The sequence below is a fragment of the Ktedonobacter sp. SOSP1-52 genome (assembly GCF_016587395.1).
The window spans coordinates 1,495,657-1,514,476 of record NZ_BNJH01000002.1; the positions used below are offsets into that span (position 1 = coordinate 1,495,657).

At 52.9% G+C, this 18,820-nt stretch carries 24 protein-coding genes and 1 other RNA gene; 6 read left to right on the forward strand and 19 right to left on the reverse strand.

The features are described 5' to 3' along the window. Nucleotides 1-12: 12 nt before the first annotated feature. From JMJ16_RS21885 to JMJ16_RS21905, 5 genes are all read right to left on the reverse strand, one after another. Nucleotides 13-1,671, reverse strand: coding sequence for a hypothetical protein (locus tag JMJ16_RS21885; protein WP_201384998.1), 1,659 nt, complete (start codon nt 1,669-1,671; stop codon nt 13-15). Nucleotides 1,672-1,721: 50 nt separating this feature from the next. Next, complete coding sequence (locus tag JMJ16_RS21890; protein ID WP_236601655.1) at nt 1,722-3,491, reverse strand: DUF2079 domain-containing protein; 1,770 nt, start codon at nt 3,489-3,491, stop codon at nt 1,722-1,724. Then, nucleotides 3,419-3,952, reverse strand: a complete 534-nt coding sequence (locus JMJ16_RS21895) for a DUF2079 domain-containing protein (protein WP_201385001.1) — start codon at nt 3,950-3,952, stop codon at nt 3,419-3,421. The genes JMJ16_RS21890 and JMJ16_RS21895 overlap by 73 nt, the downstream gene beginning before the upstream one ends. A gap of 170 nt (nt 3,953-4,122) precedes the next feature. Beyond that, nucleotides 4,123-5,127, reverse strand: coding sequence for a glycosyltransferase family 2 protein (locus tag JMJ16_RS21900; RefSeq protein ID WP_201385003.1), 1,005 nt, complete (start codon nt 5,125-5,127; stop codon nt 4,123-4,125). A gap of 346 nt (nt 5,128-5,473) precedes the next feature. Then, complete coding sequence (locus JMJ16_RS21905; RefSeq protein WP_201385005.1) at nt 5,474-6,256, reverse strand: glycerophosphodiester phosphodiesterase family protein; 783 nt, start codon at nt 6,254-6,256, stop codon at nt 5,474-5,476. A 316-nt stretch (nt 6,257-6,572) separates the two neighbouring features. Between JMJ16_RS21905 and JMJ16_RS21910 the strand changes: the two genes are divergently transcribed. The 5 genes from JMJ16_RS21910 (at nt 6,573) to JMJ16_RS21930 (ending at nt 9,363) form a co-directional block, all read left to right on the forward strand. Next, the gene (locus JMJ16_RS21910; protein ID WP_201369089.1) at nt 6,573-6,968 is read left to right on the forward strand and encodes a Fur family transcriptional regulator; all 396 of its coding nucleotides are present in this window, start codon (nt 6,573-6,575) and stop codon (nt 6,966-6,968) included. Between the two features lie 61 nt (nt 6,969-7,029). Next, the gene (locus JMJ16_RS21915) at nt 7,030-7,614 is read left to right on the forward strand and encodes a VIT family protein (protein ID WP_201385006.1); all 585 of its coding nucleotides are present in this window, start codon (nt 7,030-7,032) and stop codon (nt 7,612-7,614) included. A gap of 105 nt (nt 7,615-7,719) precedes the next feature. Further along, the gene (locus JMJ16_RS21920; protein WP_201385007.1) at nt 7,720-8,100 is read left to right on the forward strand and encodes a thioesterase family protein; all 381 of its coding nucleotides are present in this window, start codon (nt 7,720-7,722) and stop codon (nt 8,098-8,100) included. Between the two features lie 156 nt (nt 8,101-8,256). Continuing rightward, nucleotides 8,257-8,628: a transfer-messenger RNA gene (ssrA, locus tag JMJ16_RS21925) on the forward strand. Between the two features lie 309 nt (nt 8,629-8,937). Next, on the forward strand, nt 8,938-9,363 hold the full coding sequence (locus JMJ16_RS21930) for a hypothetical protein (protein ID WP_201385008.1): 426 nt from the start codon (nt 8,938-8,940) through the stop codon (nt 9,361-9,363). 121 nt (nt 9,364-9,484) lie between these two features. On the opposite strand, the gene JMJ16_RS21935 is transcribed toward JMJ16_RS21930, so the two are convergent. The 14 genes from JMJ16_RS21935 to JMJ16_RS22000 all read right to left on the reverse strand — a co-directional run bounded on the left by JMJ16_RS21935 (nt 9,485) and on the right by JMJ16_RS22000 (nt 17,376). Next, on the reverse strand, nt 9,485-10,624 hold the full coding sequence (locus tag JMJ16_RS21935; RefSeq protein WP_201385009.1) for a tyrosine-type recombinase/integrase: 1,140 nt from the start codon (nt 10,622-10,624) through the stop codon (nt 9,485-9,487). A gap of 10 nt (nt 10,625-10,634) precedes the next feature. Beyond that, nucleotides 10,635-10,841, reverse strand: coding sequence for a helix-turn-helix domain-containing protein (locus JMJ16_RS21940; RefSeq protein WP_201385010.1), 207 nt, complete (start codon nt 10,839-10,841; stop codon nt 10,635-10,637). A gap of 19 nt (nt 10,842-10,860) precedes the next feature. Further along, entirely contained in the window at nt 10,861-12,717 is a 1,857-nt protein-coding gene (locus JMJ16_RS21945) for a hypothetical protein (RefSeq protein ID WP_201385011.1), read from the reverse strand. Continuing rightward, nucleotides 12,701-12,964, reverse strand: a complete 264-nt coding sequence (locus JMJ16_RS21950; protein ID WP_201385012.1) for a hypothetical protein — start codon at nt 12,962-12,964, stop codon at nt 12,701-12,703. Before JMJ16_RS21950 ends, JMJ16_RS21945 begins: the two co-directional genes overlap by 17 nt. 171 nt (nt 12,965-13,135) lie before the next feature. Then, nucleotides 13,136-13,342, reverse strand: coding sequence for a hypothetical protein (locus tag JMJ16_RS21955; protein WP_201385013.1), 207 nt, complete (start codon nt 13,340-13,342; stop codon nt 13,136-13,138). Next, complete coding sequence (locus tag JMJ16_RS21960) at nt 13,339-13,761, reverse strand: DUF488 domain-containing protein (protein WP_201385014.1); 423 nt, start codon at nt 13,759-13,761, stop codon at nt 13,339-13,341. Before JMJ16_RS21960 ends, JMJ16_RS21955 begins: the two co-directional genes overlap by 4 nt. An 18-nt stretch (nt 13,762-13,779) precedes the next feature. After that, nucleotides 13,780-13,977, reverse strand: coding sequence for a hypothetical protein (locus JMJ16_RS21965; protein WP_201385016.1), 198 nt, complete (start codon nt 13,975-13,977; stop codon nt 13,780-13,782). Nucleotides 13,978-14,041: 64 nt separating this feature from the next. Further along, nucleotides 14,042-14,284, reverse strand: a complete 243-nt coding sequence (locus JMJ16_RS21970; protein WP_201385017.1) for a hypothetical protein — start codon at nt 14,282-14,284, stop codon at nt 14,042-14,044. A gap of 19 nt (nt 14,285-14,303) precedes the next feature. After that, nucleotides 14,304-15,278, reverse strand: a complete 975-nt coding sequence (locus JMJ16_RS21975; protein WP_201385019.1) for a CHC2 zinc finger domain-containing protein — start codon at nt 15,276-15,278, stop codon at nt 14,304-14,306. 121 nt (nt 15,279-15,399) lie between these two features. Then, nucleotides 15,400-16,209 (reverse strand): hypothetical protein, encoded by an 810-nt coding sequence (locus JMJ16_RS21980; RefSeq protein ID WP_201385021.1) that lies wholly within the window; start codon nt 16,207-16,209, stop codon nt 15,400-15,402. A gap of 28 nt (nt 16,210-16,237) precedes the next feature. Beyond that, a complete protein-coding gene (locus tag JMJ16_RS21985) occupies nt 16,238-16,594 on the reverse strand; it encodes a hypothetical protein (RefSeq protein WP_201385023.1) in 357 nt (118 codons plus the stop codon). Between the two features lie 99 nt (nt 16,595-16,693). Continuing rightward, a complete protein-coding gene (locus tag JMJ16_RS21990) occupies nt 16,694-16,894 on the reverse strand; it encodes a hypothetical protein (RefSeq protein ID WP_201385025.1) in 201 nt (66 codons plus the stop codon). A gap of 118 nt (nt 16,895-17,012) precedes the next feature. Further along, complete coding sequence (locus JMJ16_RS21995; protein ID WP_201385027.1) at nt 17,013-17,207, reverse strand: hypothetical protein; 195 nt, start codon at nt 17,205-17,207, stop codon at nt 17,013-17,015. A 22-nt stretch (nt 17,208-17,229) separates the two neighbouring features. Then, nucleotides 17,230-17,376, reverse strand: a complete 147-nt coding sequence (locus JMJ16_RS22000) for a hypothetical protein (RefSeq protein WP_201385028.1) — start codon at nt 17,374-17,376, stop codon at nt 17,230-17,232. A gap of 217 nt (nt 17,377-17,593) precedes the next feature. On the opposite strand from JMJ16_RS22000, the gene JMJ16_RS22005 reads away from it, so the two are divergent. Further along, complete coding sequence (locus tag JMJ16_RS22005) at nt 17,594-18,811, forward strand: helix-turn-helix transcriptional regulator (protein ID WP_201385030.1); 1,218 nt, start codon at nt 17,594-17,596, stop codon at nt 18,809-18,811. Nucleotides 18,812-18,820 lie beyond the last annotated feature (9 nt).

Genomic DNA, 18,820 nt, shown 5'->3' on the forward strand with positions numbered 1-18,820 from the left:
TAGCTTAAATCTTTAGCGCCGTGTATGCATAAGATGGAACATCAGGGCCTGCTTATAATCCATCAGGGAGACCTGGCCGGTCTTGATCACCTGATTCGCGAGGTTGAGCAGGGTCGAGACGACTTGCAGGCGTGTCTCATCGATGCGTCCCTGCTGCCTGAGCAGCTCAATAAGCTGCACGGGTCCCTGACTATCGATCTCCTGGCCAGAGGTAATCACCTCAATGCGCAACCACACGACCAGCTGCTGACGCATCTGCTCAAAAATCGCGATATCGTCATCGCCCACGGCTAGCGCGTTGGATTCGCGGGACTCAGTCGGAAGGTTGGACGCGATAGGGGCGGGAGCCGTGGAGCGGGTAGGAGAAGGCTGTGCGGGCTTAACGGCAACCGGAGCGACATAATCATTCTCGCGCTCCTCTGAAGTCGACGGATTGCGAAAAGCGGTAAAATCCTCTGGGCGTACAGGAGACATAGAGGATGTCTGCATCGACTCAATAGCCCCATAGGAAGGGGCAGTGCTCCCTCCACGATTATGGCGCGCTCCATTGGAGGCCTGTGGCTGATAAGGCTCGACGGGTTCAAAGACCTGCGCGGCCTCAGGTTGCACTGACTGTGATGCCTCGACGCGTGCGCGTGGGTCGGGCAAACTGGTGCTTGGGCGCCGAGCCTGTGTTCCAGAAGAGGCTGGTGGAACGTCGCCTCTTATATTATTATTACTATTACGCCATGTGTCGGATGGCGGGATTGTGGGTGGTGCAAGAGGCCCGGAGCGGCGTGAAGTTTCAGGCCTGGTAGCAGCCGGAGCGTCGGCGTGCGCAACGGGTTGAGACAAAGGCTCGGGGGGACGTCTTCCCTGCTGAGGAGCCTGCGTGGGCTGAGCTGGAGCTACGGTAGCCGCAGGACGCCCCGGCGCATTCGCCGCCGGGCGCGGACGCACATGAGGCGTGGGAGGCAAGGCCTCCGCCAACGTCGAAGCCGCTTGCCCATACTCCTGTTCGGCTGGCCCTTTGTTCTTGAACTCGGCGTATATCCCCGCAGCAGTAGAGGCATTCTCGGCACGCAATGCACCGCTTCTGGTGCCACGCGTTGGTGTTTGGGCTGGCGGAGCATTCCTGGTGGGTTCGCCACGTAGCTCCTGCAACTGCTGCTGAAGCTGCATCGTAGAGGCTGCGATCTGCTCCCAGCCTGGCTCGACCTTCCCGCTTAAACTGGGTGCCGACCAGGAGACCACTGGGCGAGGGCTGCCAAAGGGAGGATTGAGCTGTTTCTGCCCCGAGATATGCAAGCGCAAATTCTGTACGACAGATGATGCACATGTATTGATAAGCATGCGAATGTCCGCCATGCGTCGCCGGCCCTGCTCCCCGAAGAAACTCCGGTTGCGCTGCACAAACTGAATAAAGAGGCGCTCTACCTGGTGCTGAAGATCCACCGACATCAGATCGAGCCGGCCCCAGGTCGTAAAGTCGAATGAGCTTAAGTATAACCAGACTTCCTGGCGCTTGGCACGGTCGACTGGCCGCGTACATAATGCCTGTTTCCGGTGGTCAAAAAACCGTGGGTAACAGAAATTCGCGATTAAAGTTTCGGCAAGCTCAGCCTTCAACCTCGCAATCTCAGCAGGCGGTAGTTGACCTATATAGACGCCCATCGCAACATCCTCTTTCATCTAATCGGTCTGCATGCCAACGCATTCAGCATCAGGTGGGTGAATTTTTTTTAGATTAGGTTCAATGCGAACAAACGCAAGAGCCGCGCGTTTTGATTGACCTCAACACCATCCTGGCTCTTCTCCATGTCGACATGAAGGCGTGCTTGCACATCCATTATTGTACTAGAAGGCTGTGCTAGAGGTAAAAGGGCTATGGAAAGATGGGCTAGTCCTTTCGGATAAAGAGGGCTTCCCGGATGCAGCAAGAAGAAATTATTCGACTGCATCTTGATCACATCACCCGGCTTCCAGGTGTTACTTTGACACCAGTTTAGCAGCGGCACATCAGTACTGGACAGGTGTTCTTGCCCATCACTTGTCTCCATAATAAAAGCGATTTGTTGGGAGACGCGAATGGGTTGCACGACTTTCCAGTAGGTCGAAATCGTCGCATGCACATCGGTACGATCATACTGATGTGTCTTCGCATTCTCATATTTGCTATTCAAGGTTGCATCATAGCCCAGCAATTGTAGACTGCCATTCCCGGCACTGAAGGTGGCCTGGAGTGGATGCTGAATTTGCTGCATCTCTTGAGGGGAGACGAGTGTATCAGCGCAGAGTGAGGCCGGGAGATTTGGAAGCGCATGCGTGAGATTGGCGCCTGGACCAGCCTGTACAGGAGAGAGTGGGGAGAGGCCAGGGGCTGGCAACCCCTTCTTCAGCAAGAGCATCCCATCCTCAGCCTTCACAATCCCATATTTACCGCTCAGCAAAACGCTCTTCACCGACCGGCTATAGGCATCCGATCCATAGAAGGGATAGAAATCTCCCTGTAAATCCAGTAGCACATAGTCCGCCTGGTCGTTAGCGTAAGGAAACATATAGATCTTCTGGCGTTGACTCAAGTGGGGCACCAGGCGTGTCTGAGCCGAGATTGATGCATCGGGTGGCACCATATCGATAAATTTCTGTAGTAGTTGTGTGCGCGCGGAGATCTGGGGCCAATGAAAATCGACCGAGAAGGGCAGAGCACCATGGAAATAGTAGTCTGTGCGCAGCGAGCTAAAGAGCGTCACACAGAGGAGGGCTGTCATCACGCTCAATTGTAACAGGCGACCAGCCAAGCGTGGTTTGCGCCTCTGAGCTGGACGCAAGGACTCAGAGTCAGCAGGCTCGGCCTGGGCCTTGCGCCTGTTCAACCAATCTGAGCCAAGCTGTATCAACCAGAGCAACAATACCAGGGCCTCAATCGTCGCAAAAATCAGCACAGGAACAATCTCGGCATTATACTGGAAGAGGCCACTGTACTGTCCCTCATGTGACGAGAGCAAATTCAAGGCCAGGGTTGGCGCAGCCAGTACCAGCACCCATGGAGCCAGCACAGGCAAGAAAACAGCAGGTTCCAGGAGAATTTTGAGATAATCGCGGTGCTTGCTATCAAGCAGATACTTATGCAAGAAATCCCTGGTCGTCCCCTGGCTCGCGCCATCATAGCGTCCTGAGAGCAGAGGTTTTCCCGTTGGGCTAAAGTGTGGGAAGACATAGTAATAAGCGATTCCAAACCAGGCCAGGGCAATGACCAGCAGAATAGCGCTACTGCGCCAGCGGCGCTGGAACACCATCGACCAGAGACAGAACATGGCGATAACGAGTGGAATCTCCTCTTTACAGGCCATCGAGAGCAGCGCAAACACAAACATAGGTGCGGTACGCCGGGTATACATAAAATAAAACGTAAAGAGCAACAGGCTCGTGGTCAAGGTTACGGCGTGGAAGTCATAGATCGTCGCTTGCTGCTGAGCGGGATAAAGCAAATAGAGCAGGGCAATCGCCACAGCGGCCAATTCGTTGCGTAGACGGAGTCGGGCCAGCAAGAAGGCCGGATAGGCCCCAGAGCCACAACAACGGTCTGAAAAATCAGCAGCATGCGTGGATCGGCCCAGAGGTAGTAGAGCCACGAAATGGGCCATAAAATCGGCTCAAAATGAATCGCGAAGCGGTTGATGCCTTCAGGTGAGTAACAATTTGTATCAGAAATAATATTGCAGATTGTTTGATGAAGCTCACCGTGATAGGCCAGATTCCAGATTGCCTGGTCCATGATCCCCAGGTCTTCGGCGTTAGTCCCAAACGCGCTATGACCAGTGGTCAGCAACAAGATAAAATAGGCAGAAAACACCACCACAGCTGTCGTCACCAGGCCAAGCGCGACCCAGAAGAGACGCGTGCGTTCTAGCGGCTCAGGGCGTGGATAGAGATAGAGTCGATTTTGCCAGATAGAAACACGCTTCGACAAACGTTTTCTCCAGGACATACTTACCATACGATACCACCTTGTCACCCAGCATACGATTTCTAGTTACGGGTGTAGTGTGTGCTGGCAACCTGCCGCAGCCAGCACACACTACACCCACTCGGGCGAGCATCCCAGGCGCGAGCCATCACACTCACACATTGTGCATCGAATTAATTCAGTTCCTGTTTGATGCTATACTCTTCATCAGGCCGGAACGCGTAGTAACGAATCATTTCACTTTGTAGGCCGGTCAAGATAAACTGCACGCCAAAGATCATCAGGAGAATACCCACAAACAGCAGGGGCTGATCATGAATAGGCTGATTGAGCGTAAATTTGCGGATCACCACAAAGATATCGATAAGGAAGCCCAGGAAAAGCGTAAAGAAACCAAGTGGGCCAAACAGGCGCAGTGGGGTGCGCACAAATGAGGTCAGGAAGAGCACGTTTAAGAGGTCAATCAAGCCACGAGCAAAGCGTCGGAAGCCATACTTGGATGTACCAAATTTGCGTGGATGGTGGCGGACCTTGATCTCCGCAACCTTGAAGCCACGCCAATGGGCCATAACAGGCACAAAACGATGGAACTCGCCATACAGCTTGAGATGCGGATCCTCAACTAACTCACGACGGTAGGCTTTGAAACCATTGTTGATATCATGCAAATGGACGCCAGTCATCGTGCTCACCAACCAGTTAAAGATGCGTGAGGGGAAGGTCTTGGAGATTGGATCGAGGCGTGGAAACTTCCAACCCGTTACCAGGTCATAGCCCTCATCCAACTTCGCCAGGTAACGGGGAATTTCCTCGGGATCATCCTGCAAGTCGCCATCCATGGTAAAGATAACCTGGCCACGACTCCGGCTAAAACCAGCCACCAGGGCAGGCGTCTTGCTAAAATTGCGCCTGAACTGGACGATACGCACGACACCGGGATGCTCCAGGCGTAACTTTTTCAGCTCCTCAAAGGTGTTATCAACGCTACCATCATCAATAAAAATGACTTCGAAGCTCTTGCCTAGCTGGCCAATCTGTTCCGCGAGCTTATCAAATAGGATTCTAACGCTCTTTTGTTCATCTTTTACTGGCACAACTATCGTTAAATCAATAGCGGGAGTCGCTTCTTCAGGTGCAGCTTCAGCTGGCACATTCATAGGTACTTGTGTCTGTTGCATGCCTCGTGTACTCCACTAATAACCATCATTACTCAAACAGAAAAATTGCATGTATTTACCTGCGGCTCATGCTCGTCAGTCTCTCCAATCGGGACCTATTATAGCATACGCCCCTGTAAGCATCATAAAGCTATGGTACCTTTGCCCTCATGGCTTCTTTCAGCAGTGACCAACCACCCATTCGGGGGCGAGGTGCTCGTGACGAGCGCTTCGCACTCAGGTTAGGCAATAAGTTAAAACGCGCTACCTGGAAAACGAGGCACATCTATAGTACGATTCACAATAACTTTTAGCCTATGCATCTCTTTTTTGAGGGCACGCAACAATGGAGAAGCGCGATAACCTACTATACATGCATTGAAGACCGTAGCATCAGATCTGGGCGATCCGTGGCAAGCGCCTCCACACCCACCTCCTGACAATGCTGGATATCTTCAGACGTATTCGCAGTCCAGGCGGCCAGGTGGAGGCCCTCCTGCCGTATGATCTGAGCAACCCCTGGTGTCAATAGGTGATGATCAATATCAATCCACGCGCTCCCCAGTTCACGCGCTCGCATACAGGCAGCCGCTACCCAGCCATCTGCCTGCACATCCCATACCTCGCTTGAAAGGATCAGGCCTATCTCGACCTCTGGCTGTCGCTGTTTCGCCTCGGCCAACAACTCCCAGTCAAAGGCGATCAGCAAGACCTGGTCAAGCATCTCCATAATCTGGAGATCTTCGAGCACGGCAGGTACCATCCGTGAGTAGCGGCCATACACGCCATCACGCTGACTAGATTTCAACTCAAGTAACACATGTGCGCGCCCCTTCACCAATTCTAGGACCTCGCGCAGTGTTGGAATCTGCTCACGCTCCGACCAGCCACCTGGGAAGTGGGCAGCGGCATTGAGTGAACGCAGATAAGCAAAATCCTGGTCTAGCAAGTTTCCATGCCCCTCAGTCAAACGCTCAAGCGTATTATCATGAAAGACAACCAGCTGACCATCACGACTCATCTGCACATCTAATTCAACGGCATCGACCTCTAAAGCCAGGGCATTGCGAAATGCCCCTAAGGTATTTTCAGGTGCCAGTCGCGCTCCCCCACGGTGCGCGACACAGACCATTCGCCCGGCAATCTGCATACAAGAACTCCTATTTCTATTTCACATTCACAGCCTTCCGGCCGGATATGCCTAGGTAAGACACGCGCCCTCTGCCACACTACCTTCAGGTTATCTCCTCCTCAAACATTATATAAGTTTTCCTCGCCCCCTGGTCCATTATTGCAACCAAAAGGGCCATTTGGCACCTGGCCTGGCGTGTGAAGCCTTGTACTGGTTATAGCACCCATCTTGACAAGCCACGCTCCAGGTTGTATCATATCTTTGTGAAAATGAGAATTATTCTCATTTTTAGGTGAGCCTAACAGATGGGATTAGGGCAAGCTAAGGAGCAATCATGCGAGAGAAACTGAACGCGAACGCGCAAGCCGTGCTTGATATTGTGCGGGGAGCTGATCACCCGACCGCGCTTGACATTTATGATGCAGTGAAGAGCCTGCGTCCGCGCATCGGGTTAGCCAGTGTCTATCGCATCCTTCACCAGCTCGCGGAACGTGGATATATTAAGGAACTGGGGCGAACCGAAGAGGGATGCCGTTATGACGCGCATATTGAGCGCCATGATCACGCCATCTGCACCATGTGTGGAGCGCTCTTCGACGTACCCGTTGAGATCCAACTTCCACAGGAGATGCTCCTGGCGGCAGCGCGTGCGACCGGGCTTACGCTCCGCTCACATGAGCTACGCCTCTATGGGACCTGTCCGCAATGCACGGGAAAGACACACGACTAAAAAGCGCTCTAGCTTGTATCAGCCAGAGCGTTATCCATAGATAGACAACAAGGAAGAAGCGATGACAGAAGAGACCAAAGTGCCGGTGCTCGAACAGAAAGAGCCACAACTTCCCGCGAAGATGACCGTAAAAGAAGAGATTCTCGACATTGTCGAGGCCATACGCAGGAACGATAATTCCTCGCATAACTTTCTCCTGCGTGTCGTCCAACCTGGCCTGGCCGGACTGATGGATGGCTCGGTCTCCACCCTGGCCCCCATCTTTACCGCGGCCTTCACCACGCATAATCCCTTTATAGCCTTCCTGATTGGTATGGCGACCGCCACAGGCGCGGGCATCAGCATGGCCCTCTCCGAGGGGCTCTCAGACGATGGCGAGCTAACAGGGCGTGGCAGCCCCATTGTACGCGGCAGTATCACCGGCATCATGACCTTCTTCGGCGGCGCGCTCCACACGCTCCCTTTCTTGATTGGCAACCTCAGTGTGGCCCTGGTCACGGCCTACATCGTCGTCGCCTTTGAGCTCGTGCTTATCGCCGCCATCCGCCATCGCTACTTTGGCACCAGCTGGCTGCTCTCGACCCTCCAGGTCGTTGGTGGTGGTGTCCTGGTCTTTATCGCAGCCCTCATCTTCGGCAATGTCTAGCCTCTTGCCTGGCTCACGTGCTTGAACGAGGCAGAGCTACGCAGGTAGGAGCAAATGCGGCATATGTTATAGTATAGGCATCACCTCAGAAAGGATGGCTTGCATATGCCACTTGCACCTGGTATGACCGCTGAAATCAGCACCCTCGTCACTCCGGAGAATACCGCAGCCGCCGTGGGAGCGGGAGGAGTCGAAGTCTTCGCCACCCCAATGATGATCGCGCTAATGGAGAATGCCTCCTGGCAAGCCGTCGTGCCAGGACTGGACAAAGAGCATGTCACCGTAGGCACCCTGGTCAACGTGAAGCATCTGGCCGCGACCCCGGTGGGGCAGAGCGTGCGTGCAGTCGCCACCTTGCACGAGATAGACGGGCGCAGACTCGTCTTTCAGGTTGAAGCCTACGACGAGCGCCAGAAGATCGGCGAAGGCACGCACGAGCGCTTCATCGTCAAGCTCGACCAATTCCTCAAAAACCTGGAGGACTAGGCGAACCAGCTGGTCGTCGGGGGTCCCGAGGGGATAAGCGGCGCCTCCCAGAGCGGAATAAGACGCCAAAATAACTTGTTATTTAGTAGTGAGTATGATATACTATCCTCCTACGAAGAAGCTCCTTCGAGCTGAAGCGTAAGGAATGCTTCATCTGGGGATGTCGGGTTTCGACAGGCGGTCAGATTGAAGATTTGCAGGCCGAGGTGCCGGTCAGCACATCTCGTTAAACAACCGGCAAAAAATAGTTGCCAAAACAGCAACACCTTCCTACGCTCTCGCTGCTTAATAACCAGTGAGTCGTCGTCCTCCTAACTTTCGTCCACGGGGTTAGTAAAGGGCGCCAAATTACATGGGCTGCTGTGGTCGCCACCGTCTTCTAACGACCACTTAAGACCAGAGGGCCACCGTAGAGGAATCCGGTCGATGGGAGTCCGCTACGGAAAGCAAAAACATCGGCTAAGCCTGTAGCATATTCTCCAGTAGGACTGGTTGGACGGGGAGTTCAACTCTCCCCCATCTCCACCAACGGAAAGGCTAGAAGTAGGTTAGGTTAACCCGCTTCTAGCCTTTCTTTATACACATTAGCTTATCCTCACCAAACCACGAATCGAAGCTTTTGACATCCATTTTGACATCCATTTATACGAAAACCTCCTCAAAATAATTCGTGGTAAATTGGGTTCGCGCTGAGCGAAGCTCGACTCGCCGTGATAACACTGTGTCGACCGCTCACACAGGAGGGAGCTGACTGGGAACTTCTGCTGGTGTGACAACGTCTTGTACATGAGGAAGGCTCCGACTGTTCACAAGAATTGTCTCTTGGAGGAAGAAGACATGCAGCGAGCAAAATCGCCAAAGGTTTGGCTTACGCTGGTCGCCATCCTGATTCTCGCCTCGTTCCTAGGCGTCTCTGCCTGGAGAAATTCCAGCCCTCCCTGTGACCAAATGGGGCAAGGTCACGGAGTGATTGATTCCATAGAGCAAACCTTTGGGTTTGCTCAAATAAAGCTCTACACGCCAGGAGCGCCGCCCATCCATCCTGGCATAAGCCGAGATCATACCATTGTCAGGACGGACTGGACGACCCATTTCTTTCGTCAACATGGTACCAATTGCAGATCAGCGCAACCTGCCTCGTTCTCTGATCTAGCGGAAGGGCAATCCATCGCTGCCTGGTCAAAAGACCTGAGAAACAACAACAGCTATCCAGGAACATTCAATGCCTTGGATGTGGTGATTATAATGCCAACCACTCAATAGTCATCCTCTGAGCATCATGGAGAAAGAAGGCCCAATTTACCAATTCGTACAAATTAATGCCAGGATTTTATATTAAAGTAGTATAAAATCCTGGTTATGCTACCTTGTGAATAGTATTAACTTATAGCTTGTCGTTAAAAAGCAACTCCATCTTATCCGCTATCACCTGCAACATCCCAGGGTTAAAGTGACCATACACACCCAGGGTTGTAGTGATATCTTCATGCCCTGCAAGTTCTTGAATAGAGAGCGTATCCACATTCATGTGAGACAGCATAGTAAGAACACTATGCCGCAGATCATGAATACGCATATGAGGAATGCCAGCCTCATCTAAGAGCCGGTCAAACATCTTAAGGATATAACGAGGGTTAAGGTAACCACCATCTAGACCACAGACAATCAGGTTCAGCCCCTGCCAGGCATCACCCACTTTCAAGCGATGCTCCAATTGAGTAAGCTTATAATCTTCCAACATCTTTACAACAAAGCCAGGCAACAAGATTTTACGTCGACTACGTTTCGTTTTCGGCTCAGTCTCGACATAGCCATAACGAGCAATATAGTCAACAGTTCGCCTCACATGAAGAACACCAGTCTCAAAGTCAACATCAGACCAACGCAAGGCTAGCAGCTCCCCACGACGCATACCAGTAGTCAAGGCCAGCGCAATAAACATTTCTAAGCGATGACCACGAGCAGCAGCGAGAAGAGTACGCGCCTGGTCAAGAGTCAAAGCATAACCTTCACGCTTTTCAACACGGGGAGGAGTTACCATTTCGGTAACATTCCTACCAACCAGACTCCAACGCACAGCATTATCAAGAGCATTGTGCAAGAGGCCATGTACAGAATAAACTGTTTTAGCTGTGAGCTTACGCTTCATCAATTTTGTATATAAGGACTGTACATGCTGTGGTGTTAACTTGCGTAACTGAATGTTGCCAAGCGTAGGCTCAATATAGGAATAGATTAGCTTCTTATACTTCACATAGCTACTAACACGAAGCTTAGGTTTTTGCACCTCTTCTAGCCACTGTTCCAGGTATGCCCCAAGTTTTACATCAGGCCCAGTCACCAATGTTCCTTGCTCCAGTTCGCGCAGAGCTTGGCGAAGCTTTGCAAGCGCCTCTTGCTGAGTGTTGCCATAAACGAAGTGACGCTTCCCATCCTCAGTGTAGAAAGCACCATGCCATCTACCGTCTTTACGCTGGGTAACAGTACCTTCACCATGAGCACGGCGTTTGTTTTTCTTACCCATAAGCACCTCCTTATGCAGACAACTCTTCTTGAGACTTCAACCACTCTTGCAAAGCATCCAGGCGCACACGGCGCACGCCACGCAGACGCATAGAGGGCAATCCCTCAGATTCGATATACTTGTAAACAGTAGTCCGACAAACACAGAGCATGATAGCTATATCAGCTACACTCAGTAGCACAGGCTGTGCAGTAGAAACCCTTTTACGGCGAGCCATAAAACACCTCCTTTGCTGATTAAGCGACATCATCATTCGCAGCAGCACGAGACCCACGCCGCTTGACTTCATCCAAGATCAGATCTATCTGAGACCAATCCTCTTTATGCAGTTCAACACCATAGAGACGCCGCTCTTCCTCAATCTTCTCTGCTGTAACAAAGCCATAGGCCAGTTGCTTCTTTAACACTTCTTCCATATGCACCCGCCCGCGCTCATGGTCATATTCCTCTATCTTTTTGAAGAGCCAGGCCATCGACATTCCCAAACTCGGCAACGATCCATGTCCGGCACGGATAGGAATCTCATTACCAGAGAGCGCTACCGCCGAACGCATATAGCCCGCTACCCCCGCAATACAATTTTTGAGTTTTGACATCCTGCGCTTGCGACGTACCAATTTGGCCCGGACTACAGGGAAAGGATCAGAGGAAAGATGCAAAACCAGATGCTTGACCTGATCATGTGACAACGTCGCCAGGTGCTCACGCGCCAGCTCCCGCAGCAAATCAGCCGACTCTTCCTCCAACGTCTTCCTCACGCCCCTATACTCATTCATAACCCAAGTATAGCAAGACTTGAGCATCGTCTCTAGCCCCCAGCTCAACCAGCGACCAGCACGCACCAGACCCGACCCCTCTTGCAGCACCTCAGCCAGAGCAGAAAGGTCATCTTCCGACAGCACCGTCTCATCAAAGGCCTTCCGCTCAGCATTGAAGAGTACGGCATTCTGGAGCACCTGGAGCGGCTTCTCTTGCATCAGGTTCTCAAGGCGGCAATCCAGTTGCCCTTGCTCATCGAGTGCCTCCGTCTCGTCTATCTTCCCGAAAGCGTTCTGGATGAACTCCCAACAGGGATGTGTGGGAATCCTCGACTTATTCGTATCGTGAGAGGCCTCCAGATCAACGTAGCGCAGCCATTCAGCCGTGGCATAGGCCCACAGCGCCTGAATGTTATTGAGCGTCTCAAAGGCCTCATTTAGCTCAAAGTCAGCCAGGAACCGACGGCGAAAGCGAAACTCCAACCGCCATATGATCGAGTAACCATCCCAACCATTGGAAATCCAAACGGGTTCAAACCACTGTTTTTTGTGCTTTTTGATCTCCCTCGACTTGTTGTAAATCTGGGCCGAGAGCGGCGAGGCATGCGAGCCAAAATCCAGCGTCGCCAAGTGTCGGTGCTCCATCGTGGCTATAGGAGCATGATGTGAGGCAATCAAGCCCTGTTTCACGTTCTCTTCCAGGCGCTTGACCTCCGCAGGCGAGAGGCCACCCTCTAGCTCTTCTTCCATGGGTACTTCTGGACGCTCACGAATGCGCGTCACCCGCGAGACAAAACCATGCTGCCAATCGAGGGACGCGAAATCAAGGCCTTGAATATCCAGGCACAGGTGCAGCTCCGACGCCTGTTGATAGAGCAAGGCCCCTAGCAGTTCATAGAGCAGTGCCTCAACTGCTACCATGGCCTGTTCCGCGCCCAGCGTCCAGAGCAGATGCGAGGAGAAACGCGCCTGGCAGAAGACCCCGCCATTAAGCGAGCCATGCCCCATCGACAGCTTGAGATCATCACAGTAGAGCAGCCAGGACCAGACGCCAGAGCCATGAGGACGCATCATGAGCGACTGTTCCACCAGCTCATCACCCAGGGTATAGCGAAAGACCAGGTCAGTTGCCACACTCTCATAATCTTTACGCGCCAGGTGCAGCCACTCTTCAAGGCGCTGAATCACTGTATCAGGCAAGGTATCCCCATTAGGTTTGCCATCAGGACCAGCGAACTTGTAGTTCACCGAGACGGTATCAGGCCCACCTCCAACAACTTTCAACTCCACTGGGGAGTAGAGGAGCCTCGCATCCAGTTCAGACGGTTTCGTCATCGAGATACCCTCCTTTCAAGTTACCTTCATCATCGATATACAGCTCGACATCCTGATAGCGCGTGATTTCCGACGTGCCGACCAGGTGCGCAGCAGCATGGGCAACCTTTTCCAATTGGCAGGTAGACATGGTAAACAGTACGGCTTGCAATGGGTCAGACGCCTGCACGTTGTCAGCCCAATAGGGAAGCTGTGTTTCTCTGGGCAGTTGCCGCCAGAGCGCGACATTGTAAGTGTTTATAGGCAACCCTCCTTTCTGGTATCAGGGACAACTCACCAACCAGGAAGAAAGAAATAAATAAATAACCCAGGTATTTCGCACACCACGTGTTACTGGTTCCGTGGTGTGCGGTCCTCCTATCCAAAGGAGAACCGCTCTAGATCTAGAAGAATCTCACCCCCTCAACCTGTACCGAGACTACTGATCAGCCCACCACACCGTAACAGGAATCACCCACCGCCCATCATGCAGCCGCTTGACTTGCAACTGGTTCTGCACGCTCCTGGCCCTAATCACTCGGCTTACGGTCCCATCCTGTTCCTGGCACTTCACATACCCCCGCTTGCCCATCGCGCTTTGCTGCGTCGCCTGATTAATCGCCCGCACCGTTGACAAGCCAGTCATACACGCACCCCACTTTCAAGCATCGCCTTGAGCACATGCCGATGACACCACTTCCCTTGCTCCCAGCAAAGCACCGTCACCGTTCCATACCGCTGCTCCAATGAGCGCAAATGATCAATCGCCCGGCTTGGAAACCGCACCTGCTGAGGGACACCACCCAGGTAGGAAATGACCTGGCACAGCGCTTGCCCTCGCTGTTCTGCTTGATACGCCTCGACAAATTGCGGCCAGGAAAGCCGATTCTCTCGATAGGCTTGCAACGTCTGTACCGACGGTGCAGCACTTGGAATCCACATATCCACCTCCTGGCGAGGAATCCCTCTCGGCCACCATCGCATGGTCAGGACGCGCAATCCATACGCTGCCTTTTGCTCAGGTCCAAGTTTCCGCAGTGCATACACACTTGCCTCTCGAAACACAAAGCCACCTCCTTTCCTCTACAGACCTTGCCAGAGTTGCTTGACCAGGTACACATCATTCCTGTTTCCGACACCCAGCGCACGCTGGTTAGGGGTCCCGCTATGCAGCACCAATTTGAGACGAAAGCCTAGTCCACAGCCCATGACACGCACCTTTATCCGCTTATCTTCAGCCTCAATCTGCGCTTTGAGCTTCCTGGCTTCCTGCTCTGTCATCTCTCGACACCTCCTTTCAGGGAAAGGGAAGTATGACCTCATGACCATACTTCCTACATCCCAGCTACAGATGGATTTTCCCTTGCTTCCAGCTATCAAACATGGCGCAGAACGCCTGCTTTTCGGCTTCACGCGCCATCCAGTAGTATTGACCGACTTCCGACGTTTTATCTTTGAGCGCAAGCATGTTTAGGATGTGCCAGGCATAGTCAGATGAGACTGTTGCAGCCCGTGTGTTCCGCTCGACACATTCATCAATCACTGCCCTTACCATCTGCATGCGCCTTTTTTCAACATTGACCAGCATATCGTCCTCCTTTCAGACACTAGAACTGCTCACCAGCACGCAGACGCGCCCATAACGTTCTGCTATCAAGCCGGTGATATTGCGCTAAGAAGTTGAAGACATCGCCACCACGACCAGAGGCATAACAATGCCAGCAGGAGCCGCCAAGGGTTTGAGGCTGATAGACCCGAAAAGAGGGATGATCATCACGCCCACCCGCATGATGCTCAGTAAAGGGGCAATGCCCTACTCCGTTACGGTTGAGGCGCACATAGCGGCCTATCACCTCAAAGGGATCTTGCGCCGCAGACCATTGGGCAATGTTCGCGTAGAAGGTGACAGGGGGTGCCAGGGTGAGGGTTGAACCTTTCGATTTTTCTTGGGTTGCGGCTCCTCGACGGTGTCGGGAGCCGGCAACCTCTCGAATGTCAAAGCCTGGCACCTCCGCCCGTTCCACCCGCGAGAGCCAGGCCAGCATCCCTTGCAAGGATGAAGCCACCGGCAGGAGCTGCCCATGCTGCCAGGAGACAAAAGGATAGCGCTCACCAGAAAGCGCATGCACACCCAAAGGCACCCGAATCAGCGATCCATAACGCTGCGCCTCATCCTGTTTGGGGAAGAACTCTATCCCTTGAGGGCAATAGGGAAGCAACCACCAGCGAGCCGTGGCTGCCGAGATGGGGCGCGAGAAAAAGACCCACAGGTGAGGCCCACGCCGCGAGCGCTCCAGATACGAGACAATGCCATCCTTCGCCAGGCGCTCTTGCACACTCAGCAGGAGCTGCCACCCAGACTCACCAGTATCGGCATCGAGAACAGCATAGCGGCACTCGCCACGCGCATCTATGACATACGATCCAATCGTCTGTTCCCCTCGCAGATGCTTGGCAAGCACCTGGCGAGTGACAGGAGCCTTGACCAGCGCATAGGAGCCAGTGGGCAACTGGACCGCGTAGGCATCTGTACGACCAATGAAAAGAGAAGAGAAGACCGCCAGATCTTGCGAACTCACCATACCGGACCTCCTTTCCTCCAAACGCCGAAGGCCGCATGCACGGCGTTCGGCGTTTGGCGTTCGGCGTTGTTCCGCCTTCTTAGGCCATAGGCCATCGACCATCGGCCAGCATCACCCACGACTAGCGGCCCGACATGGTTGTCCACTGACCCTCGACGGTGTTTAAAGGCCCACTTTGCGGAGACCATTGTTGCTGATACCCCTGCGACCAGGTACCAGCCTCATCAGCAGGAAACACCGTCCCCTCGACCTCTCTAGAAGAACCCGAATTGAGCATACGTGTTCCAGAAGCAGGGCCAGCCCCAAAGGAGAGATCGCCCGCCCGTACCTGATCCACAAAGCCACGCGCCCGCTCCCTGGCAATCTCCTTGTACTCCTTACGCACCTCTCGACGCTGCGCCCGCTGTTCCTTGAGGTAGGCTGTACGGTGCATATGCCGCTCATCAACCTGGAGGGCCTTATTATCCAGGTGATCCTGATCCAGCACATGCTCAAAGAAGTGATCCAGGGGAATGAGGGCAATCGCGCCCACCGAGACGGGCAGGAGCACCGCCAGGAAGAACTGGTAGCCGTGATAGAGGATGTTATTGCCCATCATCTGGCCCATCGTACTCAGCAACCCGGCCAGCTCATGACCAGCCATCACCCACCCCAGGTTATTGAAGGCACTGGTATAGATGGCCGCAAGCGCAACGACGGTCATGAGGATGCACCCCAGCCAGTTGCGCCGCTTGCCCAGGATGAAGGCTTGCCGCGCCGTAACGTAGGTGAGAATCTCGAAGAAGAAACCGCGCAGGAAGCCGATAGGTCCACCACCGTAGACCCAACCGTTCGCAATGCTCGACTCGATAATCAGGCCAGGCACCAGCAGGGCCACAAAGGCCACTTCCAGGCGCTGCCAGAGCAGGTAGAGCGAAATCACTAAACGCATGGACACCTCCTTTCAGAACTAGAAAACACTACCGGCCATTGGAACCAGGCGCACCCGCAGGAGTTGCGGAGAACAGGATGGATTTGACGAAGAAGCGCACCGTAGGCGACTCCTTGCCTGTGTCCTTATCCTTCTTGGTGCCAGGGACGAAACGGCGAATGACGACCTTCACCGGGCGATCCTCCAGGGACTTTTCATTTTTCTCCAGATGCCCGCAGATTTCCGCGAACTGGGGGTTGTCTTCCGTCATCTGCAAAGGGACCCGCTCACCCTCGTCCGTGTCAAGCACGATGAACGAGAGAAAATCGTATGGTTTGCCGGACCCTTTAGCTGTACCCTTCATGCGACGCGCATATTTGACTTTGCCAGTTAACTCTAAAGCCATACCTATGACCTCCTTTCGCTCCACAAACGGGAGCCAATGGCCCGCAGCCGGAACTACAGGCCGTAACAACAAACGCAACCAGAAATGCTCTATAGATGGCTAGTGATGCTGAATCAGCGCGACCAGTTGACCGACAACAGGCAAATGGAACACCGTTACAGAAATGACCAGAAGCGCGACGACGAGCACAACCGCCGCCTTCAGACTAATATTGAGCTTGTGTAGCAACCAGAGACCACCAAGAAACACCACGAAGAAGACAATCACCGCTGTAGAAAATGTAGGAGCAGGAAACATCATGAAAAGACCCCCTTTCTTGACGGGCTATCTATCCCATGACATACTGGGTGAACAGATAGCCCTCAACCGACGCGCTATCTTAACCGGCTAAGGTGGACCAGACCCTAGCCGGTATCCACTACCCTCGTGCAGGACGATAGACGTTGACACCCACCTTGACCTGATCGCGGCCAGGAACCGCAACATTGCCACCAGTGGAAGCGACAATAATTGATTTCCCCGACGTTGAAGGACCAAACGACTTGTTGAGATCGACACGGATCACCAGTTCATTCCCCTGAACTTCCATCTTGATGTTCTGAGCATGTGGCATCAATGACCTCCTTTCCATCCCGTTAGGCCACGGGATTGCGCAAAAAGCACTTACGACAGAGAAGTGAGTAGAAGTAGTTGCAATATGCCTGCAAAGTAGTGATTTCCCCCTGACAATGCTGGCAAACGCGCACATAGCGAGGACGGCGAACACGACGAGTAGCAACCATAGATGCACCTCCTTGATCAACTCTCGGGCTACGCTCCGCAGCCGCTCAAACTTTCTATGCGAAGAGTACCGCGAGAACCAGATACAAGAAATGCGAAAAAATAGCATAGTGAGAAAAAATCTCACAACAAGCTATTAGGCATTTGATAATCTGAAGAACACGAAGTAGACTAGAAATAAGTGTTGAATAGCATTTCACCTTTAGGAGGAAAACAGCATTGGAAGCTAAAAAACATAGGTGGTGGTACGCCTATGGCCTATTCGATGAAGGTGAAAACAACTTGCCTCATCTCGGCCAGGTCATTCGCTACTACCGCGAACTGCGCAAATGGAAGGCTAAAGATTTAGCTGATGCGCTGGGGCAATCGGTCAGACACGTCTATGAAATGGAAAGCAATACGAATATGCCAGAGCTCATCTCACGGCGATACGCCATCTCAAAACTACTGAGCATCCCGCCAGTGCTTCTCGGCCTGTCAGTAGTCATCTCAGACAACCCAACAGAAGCACCACTTGTTCAATCAGCAGGTATCATCAAAGCTATTGACTCGCAAACGATGAGCTTGTATGAGAATATGCTTGCAGCCAGCTGGCAACTGTACTACACTAGTAGCGCGCAACACGCAGCAATCAACATTAACAACTGTATTCAACTACTAACCAACACAGCGAAAAACGCGAGAGGAGTGGAGCGCGCACAAATCATTTCTATGTTGTGTCGCTACTACCAGCTCTCAGGAGTCGCAGCACGAGACAGAATGGACATGAATCAGGCATTGCGCGATGGGAAGAAGGCCGTAGACCTGGCCTTTCAATTGGAGAATCCAGAGCTCATCTCTGCGTCGTTATTCCGTCGTGCCAAGACGCTGATGAAACTACAGAAGTACAATGCCGCAATCCAGGACCTGGAGGCCGCTATCCCTTATGCCAATCGTTCTCGTGATCCACTGAAGGGCTACGTATACCAGGCCACCGCCGAAGCTTACGCGACCTTACCAAAAAAAGATACAATGCAACAGAAGCAGTGCTTCACTATGCTTGACCAGGTTGGCCGCATCATTCGCAAGGGAGAGCTAGAGGACGATGGAAGCTTTGTCAAAGTGAATGTAGCAGGCCTCTACATGGATAGAGCGCAGGCCTACACACAATATGGCAAACATAACGAAGCACATAATGCACTGAACATTGCGCGCAATAATCTCGGTCCAGAGCTGACAAGGTGGCAAGCCCGCCTCTTAATCGCCGATGCACAGGCCTACCTTGCCGAAGGCGATCCAGAAAGCAGCTGCGAGATCGCGCTAGATGCCTTGAAGGTTGTTAAAGCGACCCAATCGAGCAGCAACAAAGCAAGGATTCAAAGCCTCCATCGTCAAATGCAAAGCAAGTACCCACGCCATCCGCTAGTAAATCGTCTAGGAGCACAACTCCAAAGCTAGGCCGTCAAA